At 68.6% G+C, this 17,310-nt stretch carries 18 protein-coding genes and 1 pseudogene; 11 read left to right on the top strand and 8 right to left on the bottom strand.

The window, feature by feature from the left end; translation table 11 throughout:
- The first annotated feature begins 73 nt into the window (after nt 1–73).
- Nucleotides 74–1,762: a DEAD/DEAH box helicase gene (locus ACY48E_RS07355; protein WP_462871469.1), complete on the top strand. Its 1,689-nt coding sequence runs from the start codon at nt 74–76 to the stop codon at nt 1,760–1,762.
- 117 nt (nt 1,763–1,879) lie between these two features.
- Here ACY48E_RS07355 and ACY48E_RS07350 read toward each other — a convergent pair whose 3' ends face one another.
- On the bottom strand, nt 1,880–2,065 hold the full coding sequence (locus ACY48E_RS07350; protein WP_462871468.1) for a DUF7455 domain-containing protein: 186 nt from the start codon (nt 2,063–2,065) through the stop codon (nt 1,880–1,882).
- Nucleotides 2,066–2,305: 240 nt separating this feature from the next.
- Between ACY48E_RS07350 and ACY48E_RS07345 the strand changes: the two genes are divergently transcribed.
- Both ACY48E_RS07345 and ACY48E_RS07340 read left to right on the top strand, forming a co-directional pair.
- The gene (locus ACY48E_RS07345; protein ID WP_462871467.1) at nt 2,306–3,205 is read left to right on the top strand and encodes an EamA family transporter; all 900 of its coding nucleotides are present in this window, start codon (nt 2,306–2,308) and stop codon (nt 3,203–3,205) included.
- A gap of 13 nt (nt 3,206–3,218) precedes the next feature.
- Complete coding sequence (locus tag ACY48E_RS07340; protein WP_462871466.1) at nt 3,219–3,557, top strand: DUF952 domain-containing protein; 339 nt, start codon at nt 3,219–3,221, stop codon at nt 3,555–3,557.
- 24 nt (nt 3,558–3,581) lie between these two features.
- On the opposite strand, the pseudogene ACY48E_RS07335 reads toward ACY48E_RS07340, so the two are convergent.
- Together ACY48E_RS07335 and ppgK are read right to left on the bottom strand one after the other, a co-directional pair.
- Nucleotides 3,582–5,009 (bottom strand): annotated as a pseudogene (locus tag ACY48E_RS07335) (RNA polymerase sigma factor); the annotation flags it as partial.
- A gap of 137 nt (nt 5,010–5,146) precedes the next feature.
- Nucleotides 5,147–5,962, bottom strand: coding sequence for a polyphosphate--glucose phosphotransferase (gene ppgK, locus ACY48E_RS07330; RefSeq protein WP_462871465.1), 816 nt, complete (start codon nt 5,960–5,962; stop codon nt 5,147–5,149).
- 179 nt (nt 5,963–6,141) lie between these two features.
- Here ppgK and ACY48E_RS07325 point away from each other — a divergent pair, with 179 nt between their 5' ends.
- Complete coding sequence (locus tag ACY48E_RS07325) at nt 6,142–7,023, top strand: inositol monophosphatase family protein (RefSeq protein ID WP_462871545.1); 882 nt, start codon at nt 6,142–6,144, stop codon at nt 7,021–7,023.
- A gap of 16 nt (nt 7,024–7,039) precedes the next feature.
- Here ACY48E_RS07325 and cei read toward each other — a convergent pair whose 3' ends face one another.
- Complete coding sequence (gene cei, locus ACY48E_RS07320) at nt 7,040–7,720, bottom strand: envelope integrity protein Cei (protein ID WP_462871464.1); 681 nt, start codon at nt 7,718–7,720, stop codon at nt 7,040–7,042.
- Between the two features lie 320 nt (nt 7,721–8,040).
- On the opposite strand from cei, the gene ACY48E_RS07315 reads away from it, so the two are divergent.
- Nucleotides 8,041–8,343: a DUF4193 domain-containing protein gene (locus ACY48E_RS07315; RefSeq protein WP_462871463.1), complete on the top strand. Its 303-nt coding sequence runs from the start codon at nt 8,041–8,043 to the stop codon at nt 8,341–8,343.
- A gap of 12 nt (nt 8,344–8,355) precedes the next feature.
- Here the strand turns inward: ACY48E_RS07315 and ACY48E_RS07310 are convergent, their stop codons facing one another.
- A complete protein-coding gene (locus tag ACY48E_RS07310) occupies nt 8,356–8,865 on the bottom strand; it encodes a DUF3093 domain-containing protein (protein ID WP_462871462.1) in 510 nt (169 codons plus the stop codon).
- 60 nt (nt 8,866–8,925) lie between these two features.
- Between ACY48E_RS07310 and dut the strand changes: the two genes are divergently transcribed.
- Nucleotides 8,926–9,444: a dUTP diphosphatase gene (gene dut, locus ACY48E_RS07305; protein ID WP_462871461.1), complete on the top strand. Its 519-nt coding sequence runs from the start codon at nt 8,926–8,928 to the stop codon at nt 9,442–9,444.
- A gap of 3 nt (nt 9,445–9,447) precedes the next feature.
- Complete coding sequence (locus ACY48E_RS07300; protein WP_462871460.1) at nt 9,448–10,272, top strand: DUF3710 domain-containing protein; 825 nt, start codon at nt 9,448–9,450, stop codon at nt 10,270–10,272.
- Between the two features lie 28 nt (nt 10,273–10,300).
- On the opposite strand, the gene ACY48E_RS07295 is transcribed toward ACY48E_RS07300, so the two are convergent.
- A complete protein-coding gene (locus tag ACY48E_RS07295) occupies nt 10,301–11,026 on the bottom strand; it encodes an alpha/beta fold hydrolase (RefSeq protein ID WP_462871459.1) in 726 nt (241 codons plus the stop codon).
- Nucleotides 11,027–11,165: 139 nt separating this feature from the next.
- Between ACY48E_RS07295 and ACY48E_RS07290 the strand changes: the two genes are divergently transcribed.
- Together ACY48E_RS07290 and ACY48E_RS07285 are read left to right on the top strand one after the other, a co-directional pair.
- On the top strand, nt 11,166–11,543 hold the full coding sequence (locus ACY48E_RS07290) for an OB-fold nucleic acid binding domain-containing protein (RefSeq protein ID WP_462871458.1): 378 nt from the start codon (nt 11,166–11,168) through the stop codon (nt 11,541–11,543).
- A gap of 91 nt (nt 11,544–11,634) precedes the next feature.
- Nucleotides 11,635–12,378, top strand: a complete 744-nt coding sequence (locus ACY48E_RS07285; RefSeq protein ID WP_462871457.1) for a DUF3159 domain-containing protein — start codon at nt 11,635–11,637, stop codon at nt 12,376–12,378.
- On the opposite strand, the gene ACY48E_RS07280 is transcribed toward ACY48E_RS07285, so the two are convergent.
- Together ACY48E_RS07280 and ACY48E_RS07275 are read right to left on the bottom strand one after the other, a co-directional pair.
- Nucleotides 12,345–13,007, bottom strand: coding sequence for a potassium channel family protein (locus tag ACY48E_RS07280; RefSeq protein ID WP_462871456.1), 663 nt, complete (start codon nt 13,005–13,007; stop codon nt 12,345–12,347). The genes ACY48E_RS07285 and ACY48E_RS07280 overlap by 34 nt on opposite strands.
- A gap of 72 nt (nt 13,008–13,079) precedes the next feature.
- Nucleotides 13,080–13,745, bottom strand: coding sequence for a potassium channel family protein (locus ACY48E_RS07275; protein WP_462871544.1), 666 nt, complete (start codon nt 13,743–13,745; stop codon nt 13,080–13,082).
- Nucleotides 13,746–13,912: 167 nt separating this feature from the next.
- Between ACY48E_RS07275 and ACY48E_RS07270 the strand changes: the two genes are divergently transcribed.
- On the top strand, nt 13,913–15,910 hold the full coding sequence (locus ACY48E_RS07270) for an APC family permease (RefSeq protein WP_462871455.1): 1,998 nt from the start codon (nt 13,913–13,915) through the stop codon (nt 15,908–15,910).
- A complete protein-coding gene (locus ACY48E_RS07265) occupies nt 15,907–17,253 on the top strand; it encodes a class I SAM-dependent RNA methyltransferase (protein WP_462871454.1) in 1,347 nt (448 codons plus the stop codon). The genes ACY48E_RS07270 and ACY48E_RS07265 overlap by 4 nt, the downstream gene beginning before the upstream one ends.
- Nucleotides 17,254–17,310: the final 57 nt, after the last annotated feature.

Here is a 17,310-nt window from a genome sequence, read left to right as displayed (position 1 = left end):
CGCGACGCTAGGATCGTCGGGTCGGCTCGGGGGCGGGCCCGCATACGAGGACGAACAGGAGGGTGAGGCATTCGTGGTCGCCGAACCGTCCGCCCAGACCCTGCGCGCCTGGCAGCGCCGCGCACTGACCAAGTACCTGGCGTCCGGCCCGCGGGACTTCCTCGCCGTCGCCACACCCGGGGCCGGGAAGACCACATTCGCACTCCGGATCGCCGGCGAACTGCTCGGCGATCGCACCGTCGACCAGGTCACGGTCGTCGCGCCGACGGAGCATCTCAAGCACCAGTGGGCACAGGCGGCCGCCAGGGTCGGTATCGCACTCGACTCACGCTTCTCCAACAGCACAGGTCAGACGTCGGCCGACTACCACGGGATCGTCGTCACCTATGCCCAGGTCGCATCGCACCCCAGTCGCCATCGGGTGCGCACGGAGTCGCGCCGAACCTTGGTGATCCTGGACGAGATCCACCATGGTGGCGACGCCAAGAGTTGGGGCGAGGCGATCAGGGAGGCGTACGGCGACGCGACCCGGCGTCTCGCGCTGACCGGAACCCCGTTCCGCTCGGACGACAGCCCGATTCCGTTCGTCACCTACGAACCGGACGAGGAGGGTCTGCCGCGGTCGCGGCCCGACCACAGCTACGGGTACGCCGACGCCTTGGCGGACGGTGTGGTTCGTCCGGTGGTCTTCCTGGCCTACTCCGGCGAAGCTCGCTGGCGCGACAGCGCCGGGGAGGAGTTCTCGGCCCGTCTCGGTGAACCGTTGAGTGCCGAGCAGACCGCCCGCGCGTGGCGCACTGCACTCGACCCGTCGGGTGAGTGGATACCCGCCGTACTCGCCGCGGCGAACACGCGCCTGCACCAGTTGCGCGCCGGGGGGATACCCGATGCGGGTGGTCTGGTGATCGCGTCGGATCAGGAGCGGGCACGGGCGTACGCGGCCATCGTCGAGGCGGTGACCGGCACCGCGCCCACCCTGGTGCTCTCCGACGACCCGGCGTCGTCGTCGCGGATCGCGGAGTTCGCCGAAGGGACAGCTGCCTGGATGGTGGCCGTCCGCATGGTGTCCGAGGGTGTCGACGTCCCCCGCCTCGCGGTGGGTGTCTACGCCACCAGTGCATCCACCCCGCTGTACTTCGCGCAGGCCATCGGCCGATTCGTCCGCTCGCGTCGGCCGGGGGAGACGGCGAGCGTGTTCCTGCCGTCGGTACCGGTGCTCCTGGATCTGGCCAGTGCGCTCGAGGCCCAGCGCGACCACGTGATCGGCAAGCCTCATCGGGAGAAGAACGGGCTCGACGACGAGTTGATCGCCGAGGCCAACCGGCGCAAGGACACCCCCGGGGACGACGAGAAGGCCTTCACGTCACTGGGGGCGGACGCCGAGCTCGATCAGGTGATCTACGACGGGTCGTCGTTCGGGACCGCGACGTTCTCCGGCAGCGACGAGGAGGCGGACTACCTCGGACTACCAGGCCTTCTCGACGGTGACCAGATGCGTGCGCTCCTGCGCAGACGGCAGCAGAGCCAGGTCGACACTGCGCCGCCGCCCGGACCGGTGGTGGCCGAACGTATCGGCAACGCATCCAAGCTCAGCGAGCTACGCAAGGAGCTCAACGGTCTGGTCGCGATGCATCACCATCGAACAGGCAAGGCGCACGGGATCATTCACGGGGAGCTTCGTCGCACCTGCGGAGGGCCACCCACGGCGATAGCGACGGTCGATCAGCTGACCGAGCGAATTGCCACTCTGAGGCAGTGGTGAACACGCGTCGGTGTCGACGCGCACGGGACTGTCGTGCACGGGACTGTACAGATAACGAACGGGCGGTCACCTCCCTCGGAGGTGACCGCCCGCTCGACGTGAGAAGAGAACGTCAGATCACGCCGCCGACTCGGTGATGTCGGCGTTGAGTTCGCGAAGGCGAGCGGTGTGCTCGTTGGCGTGATGACGGCAGAAGAGAAGTTCGCCGCCCGTGGGCAGCACTGCCCGCACGCGCGCACCCGCGCCACATCGATCGCACCTGTCGGATGCGGTCAGTTGGGTCTCGGTCAACAATCCGGGCATGACTCCTCCGTACTGGCTGGTGGCTGGCGCCGGTAGCCGTGGGGCCGGTCCGCCACGTCGGTTCGACGCGGTGTATCCACTCTTACAGACGTACGCCGGTGGTGCGTTGTTCCCACGCTCGCAAACCTGTGTTGTCACTAACACGAAACACGCTGGACTCGGCGTCGGAGGGTTCACGGAGTTCGCCGGCGGTGAACATGTGGAGCGCCGGAAGGGTTCGATGCAGGATACGGTCGCCTCATGAACGCGGGTCTCATGCCGGGCCGCGTACCAGCACCGATCCTGTTCGTCATCGGGGGTCTGTGCCAGTACCTCGGGGCGGCGGCTGCCGTGACCCTCTTCCGCGTCGCCGATCCCGTCGTGGTCGCGTGGGCGCGATGCGCCGGCGCCGCTGTGATTCTGCTCGCCTGGCGTCGGCCATGGCGATCGACCTGGACGCGGCGCGGCCTCACCGTCGCCGCCGGCTTCGGTGTCCTCACGGTCGGCATGAACGTGGCCTTCTACGAGGCGGTCGCTCGCATCTCGCTGGGGACCGCCGTGGCGATCGAGTTCGCCGGACCCGTCGCGGTGGCGGCCGCCGGGATGCGTCGTGCTCGCGACGTCGCTGCGCTCCTCGCCGTGGTGGCCGGGGTTGTCCTCGTCGCGGGGGCATCGGTGGAGGGGGCGTCCGTGACGGGAGCGCCGGGGGAGCAGGGACTCGTCGGCGTCGGGTTCGCCCTCCTCGCAGCTGCGCTGTGGGCCGGGTACATCGTGCTGGGCAAGACCGTGTCCGATCACGGTGACGGCCTCGATTCGCTCGCAGTCGGCATCGCATCGGGGACCGTACTCGCCACACCACTGGCGGCGTTCGGGTCGGTGCACAGCGTCACCGCGGTGTCGATCCCGACGCTCGTCGTCACCGGACTCGTGGTCGGGCTGCTCTCGTCGGTGGTGCCGTATGCGCTCGATCAGGTCGTGTTCGCCGAGGTCGGTCGCGCCCGCTTCGCGCTCCTGCTGGCGCTGTTACCGACAACGGCCACCGTGGTGGGATTCGTCGCGCTGGGGCAACTGCCGACACCGGGGGAACTCGTCGGGATCGCGCTGGTGGTCGCAGCCGTGATTCTCGGTGCCGGCCAGGTCGGTGACACCCGGAGCCTCTAGGGTGGGCGAGGTCATGCTCATCCACCTGTGTACTCACGCCGAATGGAGCGAGCTCCGTGAGCGGGGCCGACGCATCCCGCCGGACTACGAGGTCGCGGGCTTCGTTCACCTGTCCACCCCGCAGCAGGTGCACATTCCGGCGAACCTGTTCTACGCCGCTCGTACCGATATGCTCGCCCTGATCCTCGACGGTGAGCGACTCGGGTCGCCAGTGCGGTGGGAAGCGGCTCCGGACGACCCGGGTGCACCGACGTTCCCGCATCTCTACGGCCCGCTTCCGGTGGAGGCGGTTGTTGCCGTCACGCACTACTGGCCGCGTCCGGACGGGGTCTTCGAACCGTTCGGACGCTGACCACGGCGCCCGAGTGCGAACGCGTCAGTCCAGGTAGTCGCGCAGAACCTGCGACCGAGACGGGTGACGCAGCTTGGACATGGTCTTGGACTCGATCTGACGGATGCGCTCGCGCGTGACCCCGTACACCTGACCGATCTCATCGAGGGTGCGCGGCTGACCGTCGGTGAGGCCGAACCGCAGGCGAACCACACCTGCCTCGCGTTCGGAGAGGGTGTCGAGCACCGATTGCAACTGGTCCTGAAGGAGGGTGAAGGACACCGCGTCGACCGCGACGACGGCCTCGGAATCCTCGATGAAGTCACCGAGCTGGCTATCGCCCTCGTCGCCGATCGTCTGATCGAGCGAGATCGGCTCCCGAGCGTACTGCTGGATCTCGAGGACCTTCTCCGGCGTGATGTCCATTTCCTTGGCGAGCTCTTCGGGGGTGGGCTCGCGGCCGAGGTCCTGGAGCAGCTCTCGCTGGATACGACCCAGCTTGTTGATCACTTCCACCATGTGAACGGGGATACGAATGGTGCGAGCCTGGTCGGCCATGGCTCGGGTGATGGCCTGGCGAATCCACCACGTGGCATACGTCGAGAACTTGTAGCCCTTGGTGTAGTCGAACTTCTCGACGGCGCGGATCAGACCGAGGTTGCCTTCCTGAATCAGATCGAGGAAGGCCATTCCGCGTCCGGTGTAGCGCTTGGCGAGCGAGACCACCAGGCGCAGGTTGGCCTCGAGCAGGTGATTCTTGGCGCGGTTGCCGTCACGGCAGATCCAGTTCATGTCCCGGCGCTGGGCGACGGGCAGCTTGTCACCCTTCTCGGCGTGCTCGGCCATGATCTGCGTGGCGTACAGGCCCGCCTCGATGCGCTTGGCCAACTCCACTTCTTCCTCGGCGTTGAGGAGTGCGACCTTGCCGATCTGCTTGAGGTAGGCGCGGACCGAGTCGGCGGAGGCGGTGAGCTCGGCATCCTTGCGCGCCTGGCGCAGCGCCTCGGATTCCTCCTCGTCCCACACGAAGTCCCCGGACGCCTTGTCCTCGGGCGTGGGTTCGGCGGCAGCATCGTCCTCCGGCTCCTCGCCGACGGCAACCACCTCGACCACGTCGGTGCCGAGTTCGGCTTCGGGGACGTCGAGTTCTGCAAGATCAGCGGGAGCCGCCTCGGACTCGGAGTCGACCGATGCAGGTGCCACACCGGCTGCGGGAGTGGCTTTCGCGGCGGCAGTCTTGCGAGCGGTGGCCTTGCGGGGAGCGGCCTTGCGCGGCGCCGCCTTCTTGGCCGCCGACTTCCTGGCCGGCGCAGCCTTCACCGCACCCGTCTCGGACTCGGGTGCCCGTGTGTCGATGTCTGCTTCTGCGGAACGCGCTACGGCTTGTTCTGCCTGACGCGTGTCGGTGGCTGCCACGTACGCCCTTTCGTGACGATGTCGTGCGGCGTCACGCCGGGGTGTCGGCCCGGCGGAGAGGTCTGACTGAGGTCGGCCCGGCGGGCCACGATGACCCCATTGTAACGACCCGCGAGGGTTGAGGAGTCGGCACCGACCGGATGGACCGACCCCGACGTGTGTCGCTTCGTCGGACTGCAGGGTTACACCCCTGTTCACACGTCCGAATCCGGCGCGGGGACGAGCCCCTGCACCGCCAGGGCGGCGCCGACGATCCCGGCCGTGTTCAGTAGCGCCGCCGGTCGTACGGGAGTGCGGTTGGTCAGCAGCGGGATCCACTTCTCCGCCTTCCGGCTGATGCCGCCGCCGGCGATGAAGAGATCGGGCCAGAACAGGTCCTCGACGGCCACGAGCACCCTGCTCACCTCCTTGGCCCAGTCCCGATACGACAGACCGAGGGCGTCCTTGACCGAGGAGGCGGCGCGGTGCTCGGCCTCCCTACCGTCGACCTGCATGTGGCCCAGTTCGGTGTTGGGGAGCAACACCCCGTTGTGCATCACCGCAGACCCGATCCCCGTTCCGAACGTCAGCAGGATCACCACGCCGTCGGCGTCCTTACCGCCGCCGTAGTGGTCCTCGGCGAGCCCGGCCGCGTCGGCGTCGTTGAGCACCACCACCGATCGATCACCCAGCCGCCGGGAGAACAACGTGACCGCGTCGGTGCCGATCCACGCCGGGTCGATGTTGGCCGCGGTGCGCGCCACACCTTCGGTGACCACGGATGGCAGTGTCAGGCCGATCGGCCCCTCCCACTGGAAATGATCGACGATGGCCGCCGCGGCATCGGCTACGGCCGCCGGGGTGGCGGGCTTCGGAGTCTCGATCTTGTGCCTCTCACCGATCAGTTCACCGGTCGCGAGATCGACGATCCCGCCCTTGACGCCACTGCCGCCGATATCGATACCGAACGCACGATCAACCGGCGACGTGGTCGGCCGGGACGACCCTGCATCGGGACTGGGTGCGGTCATGGCGGGGGACTCCTGATCGGTCGGTATCGGCGGTCGGTATCGGGGGTCGGTCGGCCCGGTGGCAACCCTAGTGCGTGCGACGCTCATGGGCCCGCCCGTGTGGGCCCGCGACAACGGGGGCGCCGACGTTCCGACAGGATGGGGAGGTGACACCACACCACGCCGCGGACGAGCCCGAGATCGACCTGCACATCGACCCCGGCTCCACCGCTCCCGACGTCCTGCGCCGAGTGTGCGAGGAGGTTGCCGTACGCGCCGCGGCGCACGTGCGTCGACGTCGCCCCGAGGTGTTCGGTGCGCTCGCCTTCTCAGCGGACGCCGATCCCGTCCGGGCGAAGTCCACCCGAACCGATCCGGTGACGGTGGTCGACACCGAATCGGAGTCGCTGGTTCGTGATCTCCTGGCTCGGCTGCGGCCGGGCGAGCCGATTCTCGGTGAGGAGGAGGGCGGTGCGGGCGCCGCGCCCGAGGGTGTGCGCTGGGTGGTCGACCCCATCGACGGGACGGTCAACTTCCTCTACGGCATTCCTGCCTACGCAGTGTCCGTCGCCGCGCAGATCGGCGGCGCCAGTGTCGCCGGAGCGGTGGTCGACGTGGCCGCACAGCAGGTTTTCTCCGCGTGTCGCGGCGGTGGCGCGACCCTGACCGATCAGCGATCGGGGGACATGGTCACCCTTCGCTGCACCGACGTCTCCGAGATGTCCATGGCGTTGACGGCTACCGGATTCGGATACGACGCGGGGCGTCGTCGACAACAGGGGCGAATAATCGCCGAACTGCTGCCCCGTGTGCGCGATCTGCGGCGCGTCGGGTCTGCAGCGTTGGATCTGTGCATGGTGGCGTGTGGGCGGGTCGATGCTCATTTCGAGCACGGGCTGAGCCCGTGGGACTGGGCGGCGGGAGGGCTGATCGCCGCGGAGGCCGGTGCGTCCGTGCTGCTGCCGGACGCGAACTCCCGGAGCGACGACGGCCAGGTGACCCTGGCGTGTGCGCCGGGGATAGCCGACGAGTTCGTCGCGGTCCTGCGGGAGATCGGCGGGTTGGAGCCGCTGCCGCAGTGATCGGGAGCAGAGGGGGTCAGCAGCGCGTGTTGCGCGCCGCGTCGAGGACACCCATGTCGATGGCGGGAGCGGGAGCGCCCACCGGGACGTCGGCGAGCGTGCGCACCACGGTCAGGGCGTCCGGGCCGGGCTGGAGGTCGTTGAAGTAGCTCCCGAGCGCGAGATCGACCGTGTCGTCCGTGCGTGCATCCTCGACCAGTTCGTGGCAGGGGGCCACGAGGGCGACGCTGGCTGCCGCTGCCAGTCCGTTCGGGCCGAACCGGATCTGCCCTTGGCACTGCAGGTTCTGGTCGACGTAGATCGGATCGTTGCCGACCTGTACATCGGGAGCGCTCGCGAAGCCGAAGTCGCTCAACTCGGCGGCAACGGTTGCTGCCTGCCCGCCCTGACCGTTGGCGTTGAACACCCGCACCTTGGCCGCGGACAGCACTGCCGGCTGCACGTCTCGCAGAGTGGATCGGTCCACGGTGGTGCCGGGTGCGACGGGTGCCGGTGCCGCAGAGTCCGAGGGTGGGGTCGGTGCGTTGCAGGCCACCGGCGCGGAGGAGTTGTCCGACCTGGTGAGCACGACCACCCAGACGGCGGTCCCGAGCAGAGCCAACACGAGAAGGAGCGCGAGTATCGGTGCGCTCCGGCGTCGTGGGAACGGCCGTCCCTTGTCGTCGACGGACCGACCCTCTGTAATCAGTGACACCACGCGCTGCACTCTAGTGGGGTCCACGTGTGCAGGGTGAGCCGGAACACGGAACACAGGGCGCTCGTGTCACGTTGTGGGCATATCGGGTGGCTCGAGAAGCGGGTCCCCGACACCGACACGCGGTGGCCTGCCGGACTTGCACGAGGCCTTCGGCGCCGACCGATCGGCTATGGTCTGGCGGCTCGAAGCGGAGCGTTCCCGGGGTCGAATGGTCCGACTCGGTCGCTGCTGCGAATAGGTGGACGACGCCACGGCGAGGACAGTTCGCCCGGAGCGGCGGCCGCGCTCGACGTGCACAAACGTGGAAAAGGAGTTAGACCATGGCAACCGATTACGACGCCCCGCGTCGCACCGAGTCCGACGACGTCTCCGAGGATTCCCTCGAGGAACTCAAGGCTCGCCGGAACGAGGCTCAGTCCGCCGTCGTCGACGTCGACGAGACCGATACGGCCGAGTCCTTCGAACTGCCCGGCGCCGATCTGTCCGGCGAGGAGTTGTCGGTTCGCGTGGTTCCGAAGCAGGCCGACGAGTTCACCTGCTCGAGTTGCTTCCTGGTTCATCACCGGTCGCGGCTCGCCACCGATGCGGGCGGCACTCTGGTCTGTCGCGACTGCGCGGCGTGACCGACGGCCCGATCAGTTCTCGCTGCCCCGCAGCGCAGCCACGAGCTCGTCGGGTCGACGGGTACTGACCAGCCAGTAGGGGGTCGGGTCGTCCGCGTCGTCGAGAACCACGATGACCATCGACCTGACCCACGCGCGGTGGACGACGAATGCGGCCGGGTCGAGTTGACGGCCCAGCGCGGCACTCTTCGCCGTGGGCGGCACCACGGCGACGCGTGCGATCACCGACACCGGGAGCGTCGCCCCGCCCGCGATCAGCACACGCCCGTCCGGGCGGTCGCGAACCTCGATCCTGGTACGCGAGAGGTGAACCATCGCCCAGGATGCGAACGGCACCAGGAGCAGGGCCGCCGCCCACCCCGGGATTCCTCGAGATCCGATCTCGACCTCGGCGGACAGCAGGCCCGCCATGAGGATGGCGATGGCCCAGAACCACAGCGGTACCCACAATCTGTCCGTGAACACGACCTCGGTGTCCGACGGCTCGGTGCGCTGGTCGCGTGTCCGGGAATCCTCGCTCATGAACCTCAGGGTAGGCGGTCGACGCGGTGCCGTGCCGAGCCCCGAGTAGCCTCGGCAGTCGTGAGTAGTGATGCGAGCCCCGCGGCGTCCGATCCCGCGCAGCCCGGGGCCGTCCGTCTCGTACGACTCGACCCCGACGTTCCCCTTCCCACCCGCGCGCACCGCGGTGACGCCGGGGTCGACCTGACATCGACCGCGGACGTGACGATCGCCCCCGGCGAGCGTGCCCTGGTGGGCACCGGAATTGCGATCGCCCTGCCGATCGGGACCGTAGGACTGATCCACCCGCGATCAGGGCTGGCGGCCCGGTCCGGGCTGTCGGTGGTCAATGCCCCCGGGACCGTCGATGCGGGTTATCGCGGCGAGATCAAGGTGTGCCTGATCAATCACGACCTGCGTGAGCCGATCGTCGTCCGCCGGGGTGACCGGATTGCGCAGCTGCTGGTGCAGCGGGTGGAGTTGGTCGACTTCGTCGAGGTCGATCGGTTGGACAGCACCGAACGAGGTACCGGTGGATACGGGTCGACCGGCGGGCACGCCGTTCTGGGAGCCTCCGACGCAGTCGAACAGGAGAAGTGAACGATGGTGGGACGCAACAGGAAGACCCGTAGCGCACAGGAGAGCCCGGGGGACGAGGTCGAGCAGGACCAGCAGCCCGAGTCCGGTCCGTACGAGGTGTCCGATCTGGACACCTCGCGTGAGGACCTCGCGTTCGGGCGCCTCGATCTCGGTTCGGTGTTGATCCCGATGCCGGAGGGTGTCCAGCTGCAGGTGGAGATGACCCCGACCGGTGAACCGCAGGCGGTTCACCTGGTGACACCGCAGGGTCGAATCACCGTCGCCGCATACGCGGCCCCGAAATCGCCCGGGCAGTGGCGAGAGGTGGCCGCCGAACTCGCGGATTCACTTCGCGCCGAGGGGGCTCCGGTGAGCGTCGATACCGGTCCGTGGGGGCGCGAGGTATCGGCCTCGACGCCGAACGGGGACATCCGGTTCGTCGGCGTCGACGGCTACCGCTGGATGATCCGGGCGGTTGCGAGCGGTCCGGCCGGCTCGGCCGACGCCGATTCCACCCTCACCGCGCAGGTCCGCGGCATCGTGGCGCACACCGTGGTCGATCGGGGCACCGACCCGTACCCCGTTCGCGCCGCACTTCCGGTGGTGCTGCCGTCCGCGATGCTCGAACAGCTGCAGGCAGCGGCGGCCGCCCAGCAGGAACAACTGAACGAGCAGGCGCGGGCTCAGGCGGAGGCTCAGGCGCTCGCCTCGGTCCAGGCGCAGTTCCGCGGCGAGTCCGCGTCGGGCGAACAGGTCGGTGACGGGCAGGGCGCCCCCGAGCAGCCTGTCACCGCCGCCGAACCTCCGCGGCGCGGGCCCGCAGGTTCTGCGATGCAGCAGCTGGGCTGATCGGTCCGACCTGATCCGTAGCCCCCGATCAGAGGCCGGCAAGAGCGCGTGAGCGCCGAACACGCTCGCCGATGACGGCGACATCGCGGTCGAAGTCGGCCAGCTCGACGGTCAGTACCGAGGCGTTCGACATCGCCTCCGCCCACGCGCGACCCACCGCTGCGGGATGCAGCGGGTCGTCCTCGGCCACGACGATCACGGTCGGCTCCGCGATGGTGGAGAGTTCGGCGATGGTGGGCGCGACGTAGGCGGAGGCTTCCTCGAGCGACGATGCGAGCATCGGCCACTGGTGGCGCCACGACCGCTCCAGTGTTCGCGCCAGCCATGCCGGACTGGACATCGACATCGTGGCGATGGTCCGCTCCAAGCCGTCCGCGCGCAGGCACGACGCCGTCAAGCGCGCACTCAGGGACGCCGGCGAGCGCAGCGGCGAGCCGGTCCATGCAGGCAGGGCCAGCATCAGACCGTCGGCGCGGCCCGGGTGGTCGATCACCCACCGTGCCGCGACCGCCGCACCGATCGAGACACCGCCCACGACGAGCGGACCCGGTTCGGCGGCTGCCGCCGACAGTGCGCCGAGGTACGACTCGACCAGCGAACTCGGATCGGGTTCGATCGCAACGAGTTCGGCACGGCCCGCCACCGCGGACCCGAACGCCTCACGGACGAACTGCGCGTCCGACCCGGTTCCGGGCAGCAGCACCCAGCGCGTCCTGGGCGCTGCGCGGCGAGGCGGATCGGGCGCGCGGTTCACAGCGGGATCATCTCCTGCGCAGGGCCGGACGCGACGTTCGGGGTGCTGGACCGACGTTGCGTGGCGCGGGTGTGTGCACGGTCCCCGGTCCGGGCTAGAGTTGCGAACGTACGCACCGCCGTCGCTTCCAGGAGCTCACATGGCACCCGCTGCCGCAGGTTATTTCCGTCGACTGTCGCGTCGGCTGACAGCAGACATCGACCAGCTCGACGCCGAGGACATGCAGGAGTCCGCGAAGGCCTCCGGGGCTCAGCGCGCGTGCGACTGCGCTCGTGGTGAGGAGGTCACCATGCTGGGCCGTCTGCGGAGCGTCGAGACATGCTCGAAGTCGGCCAGCGCCACCATCGAAGCCGAGTTCTTCGACGGCTCGGACGCGGTGACCCTGGTGTGGATCGGACGCCGTCGTATCGCAGGGATCGAGCCCGGCAAGAAGGTTCTGGTACGGGGCCGGGTCGGTGAGCGTGAGGGCCGGAAGGTGATCTACAACCCGTACTACGAACTACGCGAGGACGCCTGACGCACGTCACCGGTCGCCCCTGACCTGCACCCGGTGCCACGCTGTGCAGGCCGGTCGACCCCGCCCCCGTGATCTGGCATCGTGGGCTGTCATGACCGAACGCGATACCCCCGACCAGTCGGCTGCCGACCGTGTGACCGACGACGAGGCCCGGGCCGAACAGACCGTGCTCGAGCAGCTCGGTGGCGTGTCCGGCCTGGTGTACTCGAGCCTGCCGGTTCTGGTGTTCGTCCCGGTCAACGCTGTGGCGAACCTCACTGCCGCCATCTGGTCGGCACTAGCCGCGGCTGTCGTGATCCTGGTGGTTCGGTTGGTTCGGCGCGAGCCGATTCAGCCGGCGGTCACGGGGTTTCTCGGTGTCGGACTGAGTGCCTTCATCGCACACCGCACCGGCAACGCCAAGGGGTTCTTCCTGTTCGGCATCTACACGTCACTTCTCTACGGCGGGGTGTTCCTGGCGTCGATCCTCATCAGGTGGCCGCTGGTCGGGGTGGTGTGGGGCTTCCTCAACGGCGGTGCGAGGAACTGGCGAGGGAATCGAACCGCGTTGCGCGCCTACGACATTGCCACCGCCGGATGGGTGGCCGTCTTCGCGGCCCGGTATCTGGTCCAGAGCGGACTCTACGACGCCGACCGGACCGGGTGGCTCGCCGTGGCCCGGTTGGCGATGGGTTGGCCGCTGGCCGCGCTCGCCTTCGCCCTGACCGTGTGGGCGGTACGGCGGGCGGACGCCGCTATGGCTGCTGCCGGGGTCGAGGCTGCCGAGGTGGAGGCTGCCGGGGTCGACGGTGGAGCCGATGCTCAGGCGGGCAGCCCGAGCGCCGAGCGGAGCTGATCCTCCACGTCGACCGTGGTGACGAAGAGAAGTTCGTCACCGCCCTCGAGCGGGTCGTCCCGGTCCGGGACGATCACTCGCCCGCCCCTCAGGATCGTCACCAGTGCGGCATCGCGCGGCAGTTCGATGGTGCGCACGGGCTTGCCCGCCAGCGCGGTGGTGGCCGGGAGGGTGATCTCCACCAGGTTCGCCTTGCCCTGCCGCAGTGTCATCAGCCGCACCAGGTCGCCCACCGACACCGCTTCCTCCACCAGGGAGGCCAGCATGCGCGGTGTCGAGACGGCCACGTCGACACCCCACGACGAGTCGAACAACCACTCGTTGCGGGGGTCGTTGACTCGCGCCACGACCCGGTTCACACCGAACTCGGTCTTGGCAAGCAAGCTCAGAACCAGGTTCGACTTGTCGTCGCCCGTTGCCGCGATCACCACGTCGTAGGTGTGCAGGTGCGAGTCCTCGAGCGTGGCGAGCTCGCACGCGTCGGCCAACAGCCACTGCGCGTCGGGGATCGCCGCCGGGTCGACGTGATCGGCCTTTCGCTCGATCAACAGGACATGGTGCTGATTGCGACGCAGCTCGCGGGCGATCGAACGCCCCACCGCACCGGCGCCGGCAATGACAACTCTCATCGGAATCCGTCCGTCAGGTCGTGGGAATCGGGGGCCATGGGCTGTGAAGCCGTGGGGGCGTCGGACGTCACCTCAGGAGTCCTCCGGCGGTGGGTTGCCGGCGAGTGCGACGGCCTCTGCGACGCTGCCGCTCACCGCGGCGATCCACACCTCGTCGCCGGACTGCAGCACCGTCTTCCGGTCGGGCAGCAGACCCGCGCCGAACCGGATCACGAAGGCCACCCTCGAGCCGGTCGCCCGCTCGAGAGCGCCGACTCCGTGGCCGATCCACTGCTCGTGCAAGTGCAGACGTGCCACGGCCACCGTGCCCGACGGATCTCGCCACTTGGTCGGTTCGGACTCCTCGATCAGCGTGTGCAGGAACCGGTCGGTGGTCCACGGCACCGTTGCGACGGTCGGGATGCCAAGACGTTCGTAGACCGCGGCGCGCTTGGCGTCGTAGATTCGCGCGACCACCCGCTCCACACCGAACGTCTCGCGGGCCACACGGGCGGCGATGATGTTGGAGTTGTCGCCGGAGGACACGGCGGCGAACGCGTCGGCCTTGTCGATCCCGGCCCTGGTGAGCACGTCCCGGTCGAATCCCATTCCCTGCACCGTGGTGCCGGTGAACCCTGCCCCCAACCGTAGGAAGGCGTTCGCGTCGCGATCGATGACCGCGACCTCGTGACCTATGCGCGCGAGGGCGCAGGCCAGGGACGATCCGACCCGGCCGCACCCCATGACGACTACGTACAACACTGCTCCAGGTGCTCGGTTCGGGCGACGACCGCTTCGAGACGGCGGCCGAGGCGACGGTGGCTACGGCCCAAACCGTACAGCCGCCGCGCCCACCGTCCCACCCCGTGGGACCGTATTCGCGCCCCGGCGCGTTTCGAACGCGGACTACCCCTAGGCTCTGCTGCGTGTCCAAGCTATCGACGGCCACCAAAAGGCTGCTACTGGGCAGACCGTTCCGCAGCGACACGCTGGGGCACACCCTGCTGCCGAAGCGTATCGCGCTGCCCGTGTTCGCCTCAGACGCCATGTCGTCGGTCGCCTACGCACCCGAGGAGATCTTCCTCGTGCTGTCGGTGGCGGGTCTGAGCGCGTACACCTTCAGCTTGTGGGTGGGCCTGGCCGTTGCGGCCGTCATGGCCGTGGTGGTGGCCAGCTACCGCCAGAACGTGCACGCGTACCCGTCGGGGGGTGGTGACTACGAGGTCGCCACCACCAACCTGGGTCCGTCCGCGGGTCTGACCGTCGGCAGCGCGCTCCTGGTCGACTACGTACTCACGGTGGCCGTGTCGATCTCGGCGGCAGCGTCGAACATCGGATCGGCGATCCCGTTCGTCGAGGAACACAAGGTGCTCTTCGCGGTCACCGCCATCGCGGTGATCACCTCGATCAACCTGCGCGGCATCCGGGAGTCGGGGACCGCGTTCGCAATCCCGACGTACGCATTCATGATCGGCATGTTCATCATGTTGGCCTGGGGGCTGATCCGGGTGTTCCTCCTCGGCGACGACGTCGAGGCGGAATCGTCGAACTTCACACTCGTCGGCGACGATTCGCACCTGTACGGCATCGCGTTCGCATTCCTGCTCGCGCGTGCGTTCAGCTCGGGCTGTGCTGCACTGACCGGAGTCGAAGCGATCTCGAACGGGGTGCCTGCATTCCGTAAGCCGAAGTCCCGCAACGCCGCGACCACTCTTCTACTCCTCGGTCTGATCGGCATCACCCTGCTCCTCGGCATCATCGTGTTGGCCGAGAAGATCGGGGTGAAGTTCGCTGCCGACCCCGCCACCCAGTTGGCCGGCGCCCCCGCGGACTACCAGCAGAAGACGCTCATCGCCCAACTGGCCGAGGCCGTCTTCTCCGGGTTCCCGGTGGGCTTCTTCTTCATCACCACCGTCACGGCCCTGATCCTGGTGTTGGCCGCGAACACCGCATTCAACGGATTCCCGGTGCTGGGCTCGATCCTTGCGCAGGATCGCTTCCTCCCACGCCAGTTCCACACCCGTGGCGACCGGTTGGCCTTCAGCAACGGGATCCTCTTCCTCTCGGTGGCAGCCATCTCGTTCGTGGTGCTCTTCAACGCCGAGGTCACCAAGCTCATCCAGCTCTACATCGTGGGTGTCTTCGTCTCCTTCACCCTGAGCCAGACCGGAATGATCCGGCACTGGACGCGTCTGCTGCGGTCCGAGACCGATCCGGTGGCTCGGCGACGCATGCAACGGTCGCGGGTGATCAACTCGATCGGTCTGGCGATGACGGGCACGGTGCTTGTGATCGTGCTCATCACCAAGTTCGCCGCGGGAGCCTGGATCGCGATCGTCGCGATGATCGCGATCTTCGTACTCATGAAAGCGATTCGGCGTCACTACGACTCGGTGGCGACCGAGCTTGCCGACGTCGAGTGGGACGGCGTGCTACCCAGCCGCACACACTCGATCGTTCTCGTGTCCAAGCTTCACCGGCCCACCCTCCGAGCGCTCGCGTACGCGCGGGCAAGTCGCCCCGACACGCTCGAGGCGATCACGGTCAACGTCGACGAGGCCGATACGCGAGAGTTGGTGCAGCAGTGGGAGAAGAGCGACATCTCGGTGCCGCTGAAGGTGGTCGAGTCCCCGTACCGCGAGATCACCAAGCCCGTGCTCGACTACGTCCGGCGGGTGCGCCGTGATCAGCCCAGGGACGTGGTCACCGTCTTCATCCCGGAGTACGTGGTCGGCCACTGGTGGGAGCAGATCCTGCACAACCAGAGCGCTCTGCGTCTGAAGAGTCGACTGCTCTTCCAGCCCGGTGTCATGGTCACCAGCGTCCCCTGGCAGCTCAGTTCGAGTGCGAATGCTCGACAGGACTCGCTTCAGAACGCCCCGGGATCCCTGCGACGCGGGTACGAACCCCCAGCGGGGACATGAACGAGAGCCGCCCGAATGCGACGGCCGTCGGCCTGACCGGCTCGACCGTCGAGGTCCGCGTCGGGGGACCGGCGCACGGCGGATCGTGTGTGGCGCGGCACGACGGTCGAGTGGTCTTCGTCCGCCACACCCTTCCTGGCGAGATGGTACGGGTACGCATCACCGACGATCCGGGTAAGCGCTTCTGCCGCGGCGATGCGGTGGAGGTTCTCGAGCCCTCGCCGGACCGCATCGCCCCCCTGTGTCCGGTCGCGGGACCCGACCGCGGCGGGTGCTGCGACTTCTCGCACGTGGACCCGTCTGCGCTACGCGAGCTCAAGGCCACGGTTGTCGGCGATCAACTGCGCCGCCTGGCCGGTATCGACATTCCGGTGACGGTGCGTCCGGTCGGATCGGGCGCGCCCCGCGGTTGGCGCACGCGCACCGGGCTCGGTGTCGATGCCAACGGCAGAGCCGGTGTTCGAGGGTTCCGGAGCGAGAGGGTGATCACGGACGACAGGTGCGGACAGGGCGTACCCGCGGCGATGGTCGGACTTGGCGATCTGCGGTTCACACCGCACTCCCGAGTCCAGGTGGTCGTCGACTCCACCGGCTCCCGGCACGTGCTCGAGCTGCGGGCGCCACGCGGTGGCGAGCGCTCACGAGGCGGCCTGCGCGGGTCGGGTGGTCGCGACGCAGCCAGACGTGCTGCGACCGCCGCACGTACGGCAGCGAGCCGGGACGGTTCGGTGGAGGTGGTCGAGGGAACCGGCCGGGCCACCGAGCGGGTCGGTCCGCAGAGCTGGGTGGTCGACGCCGCCGGCTTCTGGCAGGCCCATCGGGACGCACCCGCGGTATACAGCGATGTGGTCGCCGAGTGGGCCCGGCCGTCCCCGGGAGCCACCGCATGGGATCTCTACTGCGGCGCCGGGGTGTTCGCGGCCCGGCTCGCCGAACAGGTCGGCGAGCGTGGGGCGGTATGGGGCCTGGAGGCGTCGGCGTCGGCGGTGCGAGACGGCGGTGTAGCCCTGAGCGCGATGCCGGAGGTCGTACTCGAGGTCGGGCGCGTCGAGCGGGTGCTGCGAGCGGGAACGACTCTGCCGACATCTCGGCCTCCCGAGGTGGTGGTGCTCGATCCACCCCGCTCCGGTGCCGGTCGTGCCGTGATCGAGAACCTCACAGCCGTGGGGCCGGAGCGAATCGTGCACATCGGCTGCGACCCGGCTGCCTTCGCTCGCGACGCGGGTGACTACCGCGCGCGCGGCTACCGACTGGCCCGGTTGGCCGGCTTCGACGCGTTCCCGATGACCCACCACGTGGAGGTGATCGGTCTGTTCGTTCCGGTGGGCGGGACACTCGTGTAGGGGATCGGGTACCCCGCGCATTAGGCTCGTCTGCGATGAACGTGATTGCCGACGTCC

This window comes from Rhodococcus sp. AZ1 (assembly GCF_054979605.1).
Note: the sequence above shows the minus strand (reverse complement) of the source record. Positions and strands in the feature narration are given on the sequence as shown.

Bases quoted from the DNA above. Each gene is read 5' to 3' on its own strand.
- ACY48E_RS07280 (WP_462871456.1), bottom strand. From the start codon at position 13,007: ATGAGAGTTGTCATTGCCGGCGCCGGTGCGGTGGGGCGTTCGATCGCC.
- ACY48E_RS07310 (WP_462871462.1), bottom strand. From the start codon at position 8,865: ATGAGCGAGGATTCCCGGACACGCGACCAGCGCACCGAGCCGTCGGAC.
- ACY48E_RS07290 (WP_462871458.1), top strand. From the start codon at position 11,166: ATGGCACCCGCTGCCGCAGGTTATTTCCGTCGACTGTCGCGTCGGCTG.
- ACY48E_RS07265 (WP_462871454.1), top strand. From the start codon at position 15,907: ATGAACGAGAGCCGCCCGAATGCGACGGCCGTCGGCCTGACCGGCTCG.
- ACY48E_RS07300 (WP_462871460.1), top strand. From the start codon at position 9,448: ATGGTGGGACGCAACAGGAAGACCCGTAGCGCACAGGAGAGCCCGGGG.
- ACY48E_RS07340 (WP_462871466.1), top strand. From the start codon at position 3,219: ATGCTCATCCACCTGTGTACTCACGCCGAATGGAGCGAGCTCCGTGAG.
- ppgK (WP_462871465.1), bottom strand. From the start codon at position 5,962: ATGACCGCACCCAGTCCCGATGCAGGGTCGTCCCGGCCGACCACGTCG.
- ACY48E_RS07285 (WP_462871457.1), top strand. From the start codon at position 11,635: ATGACCGAACGCGATACCCCCGACCAGTCGGCTGCCGACCGTGTGACC.
- ACY48E_RS07345 (WP_462871467.1), top strand. From the start codon at position 2,306: ATGAACGCGGGTCTCATGCCGGGCCGCGTACCAGCACCGATCCTGTTC.
- ACY48E_RS07350 (WP_462871468.1), bottom strand. From the start codon at position 2,065: ATGCCCGGATTGTTGACCGAGACCCAACTGACCGCATCCGACAGGTGC.
- ACY48E_RS07315 (WP_462871463.1), top strand. From the start codon at position 8,041: ATGGCAACCGATTACGACGCCCCGCGTCGCACCGAGTCCGACGACGTC.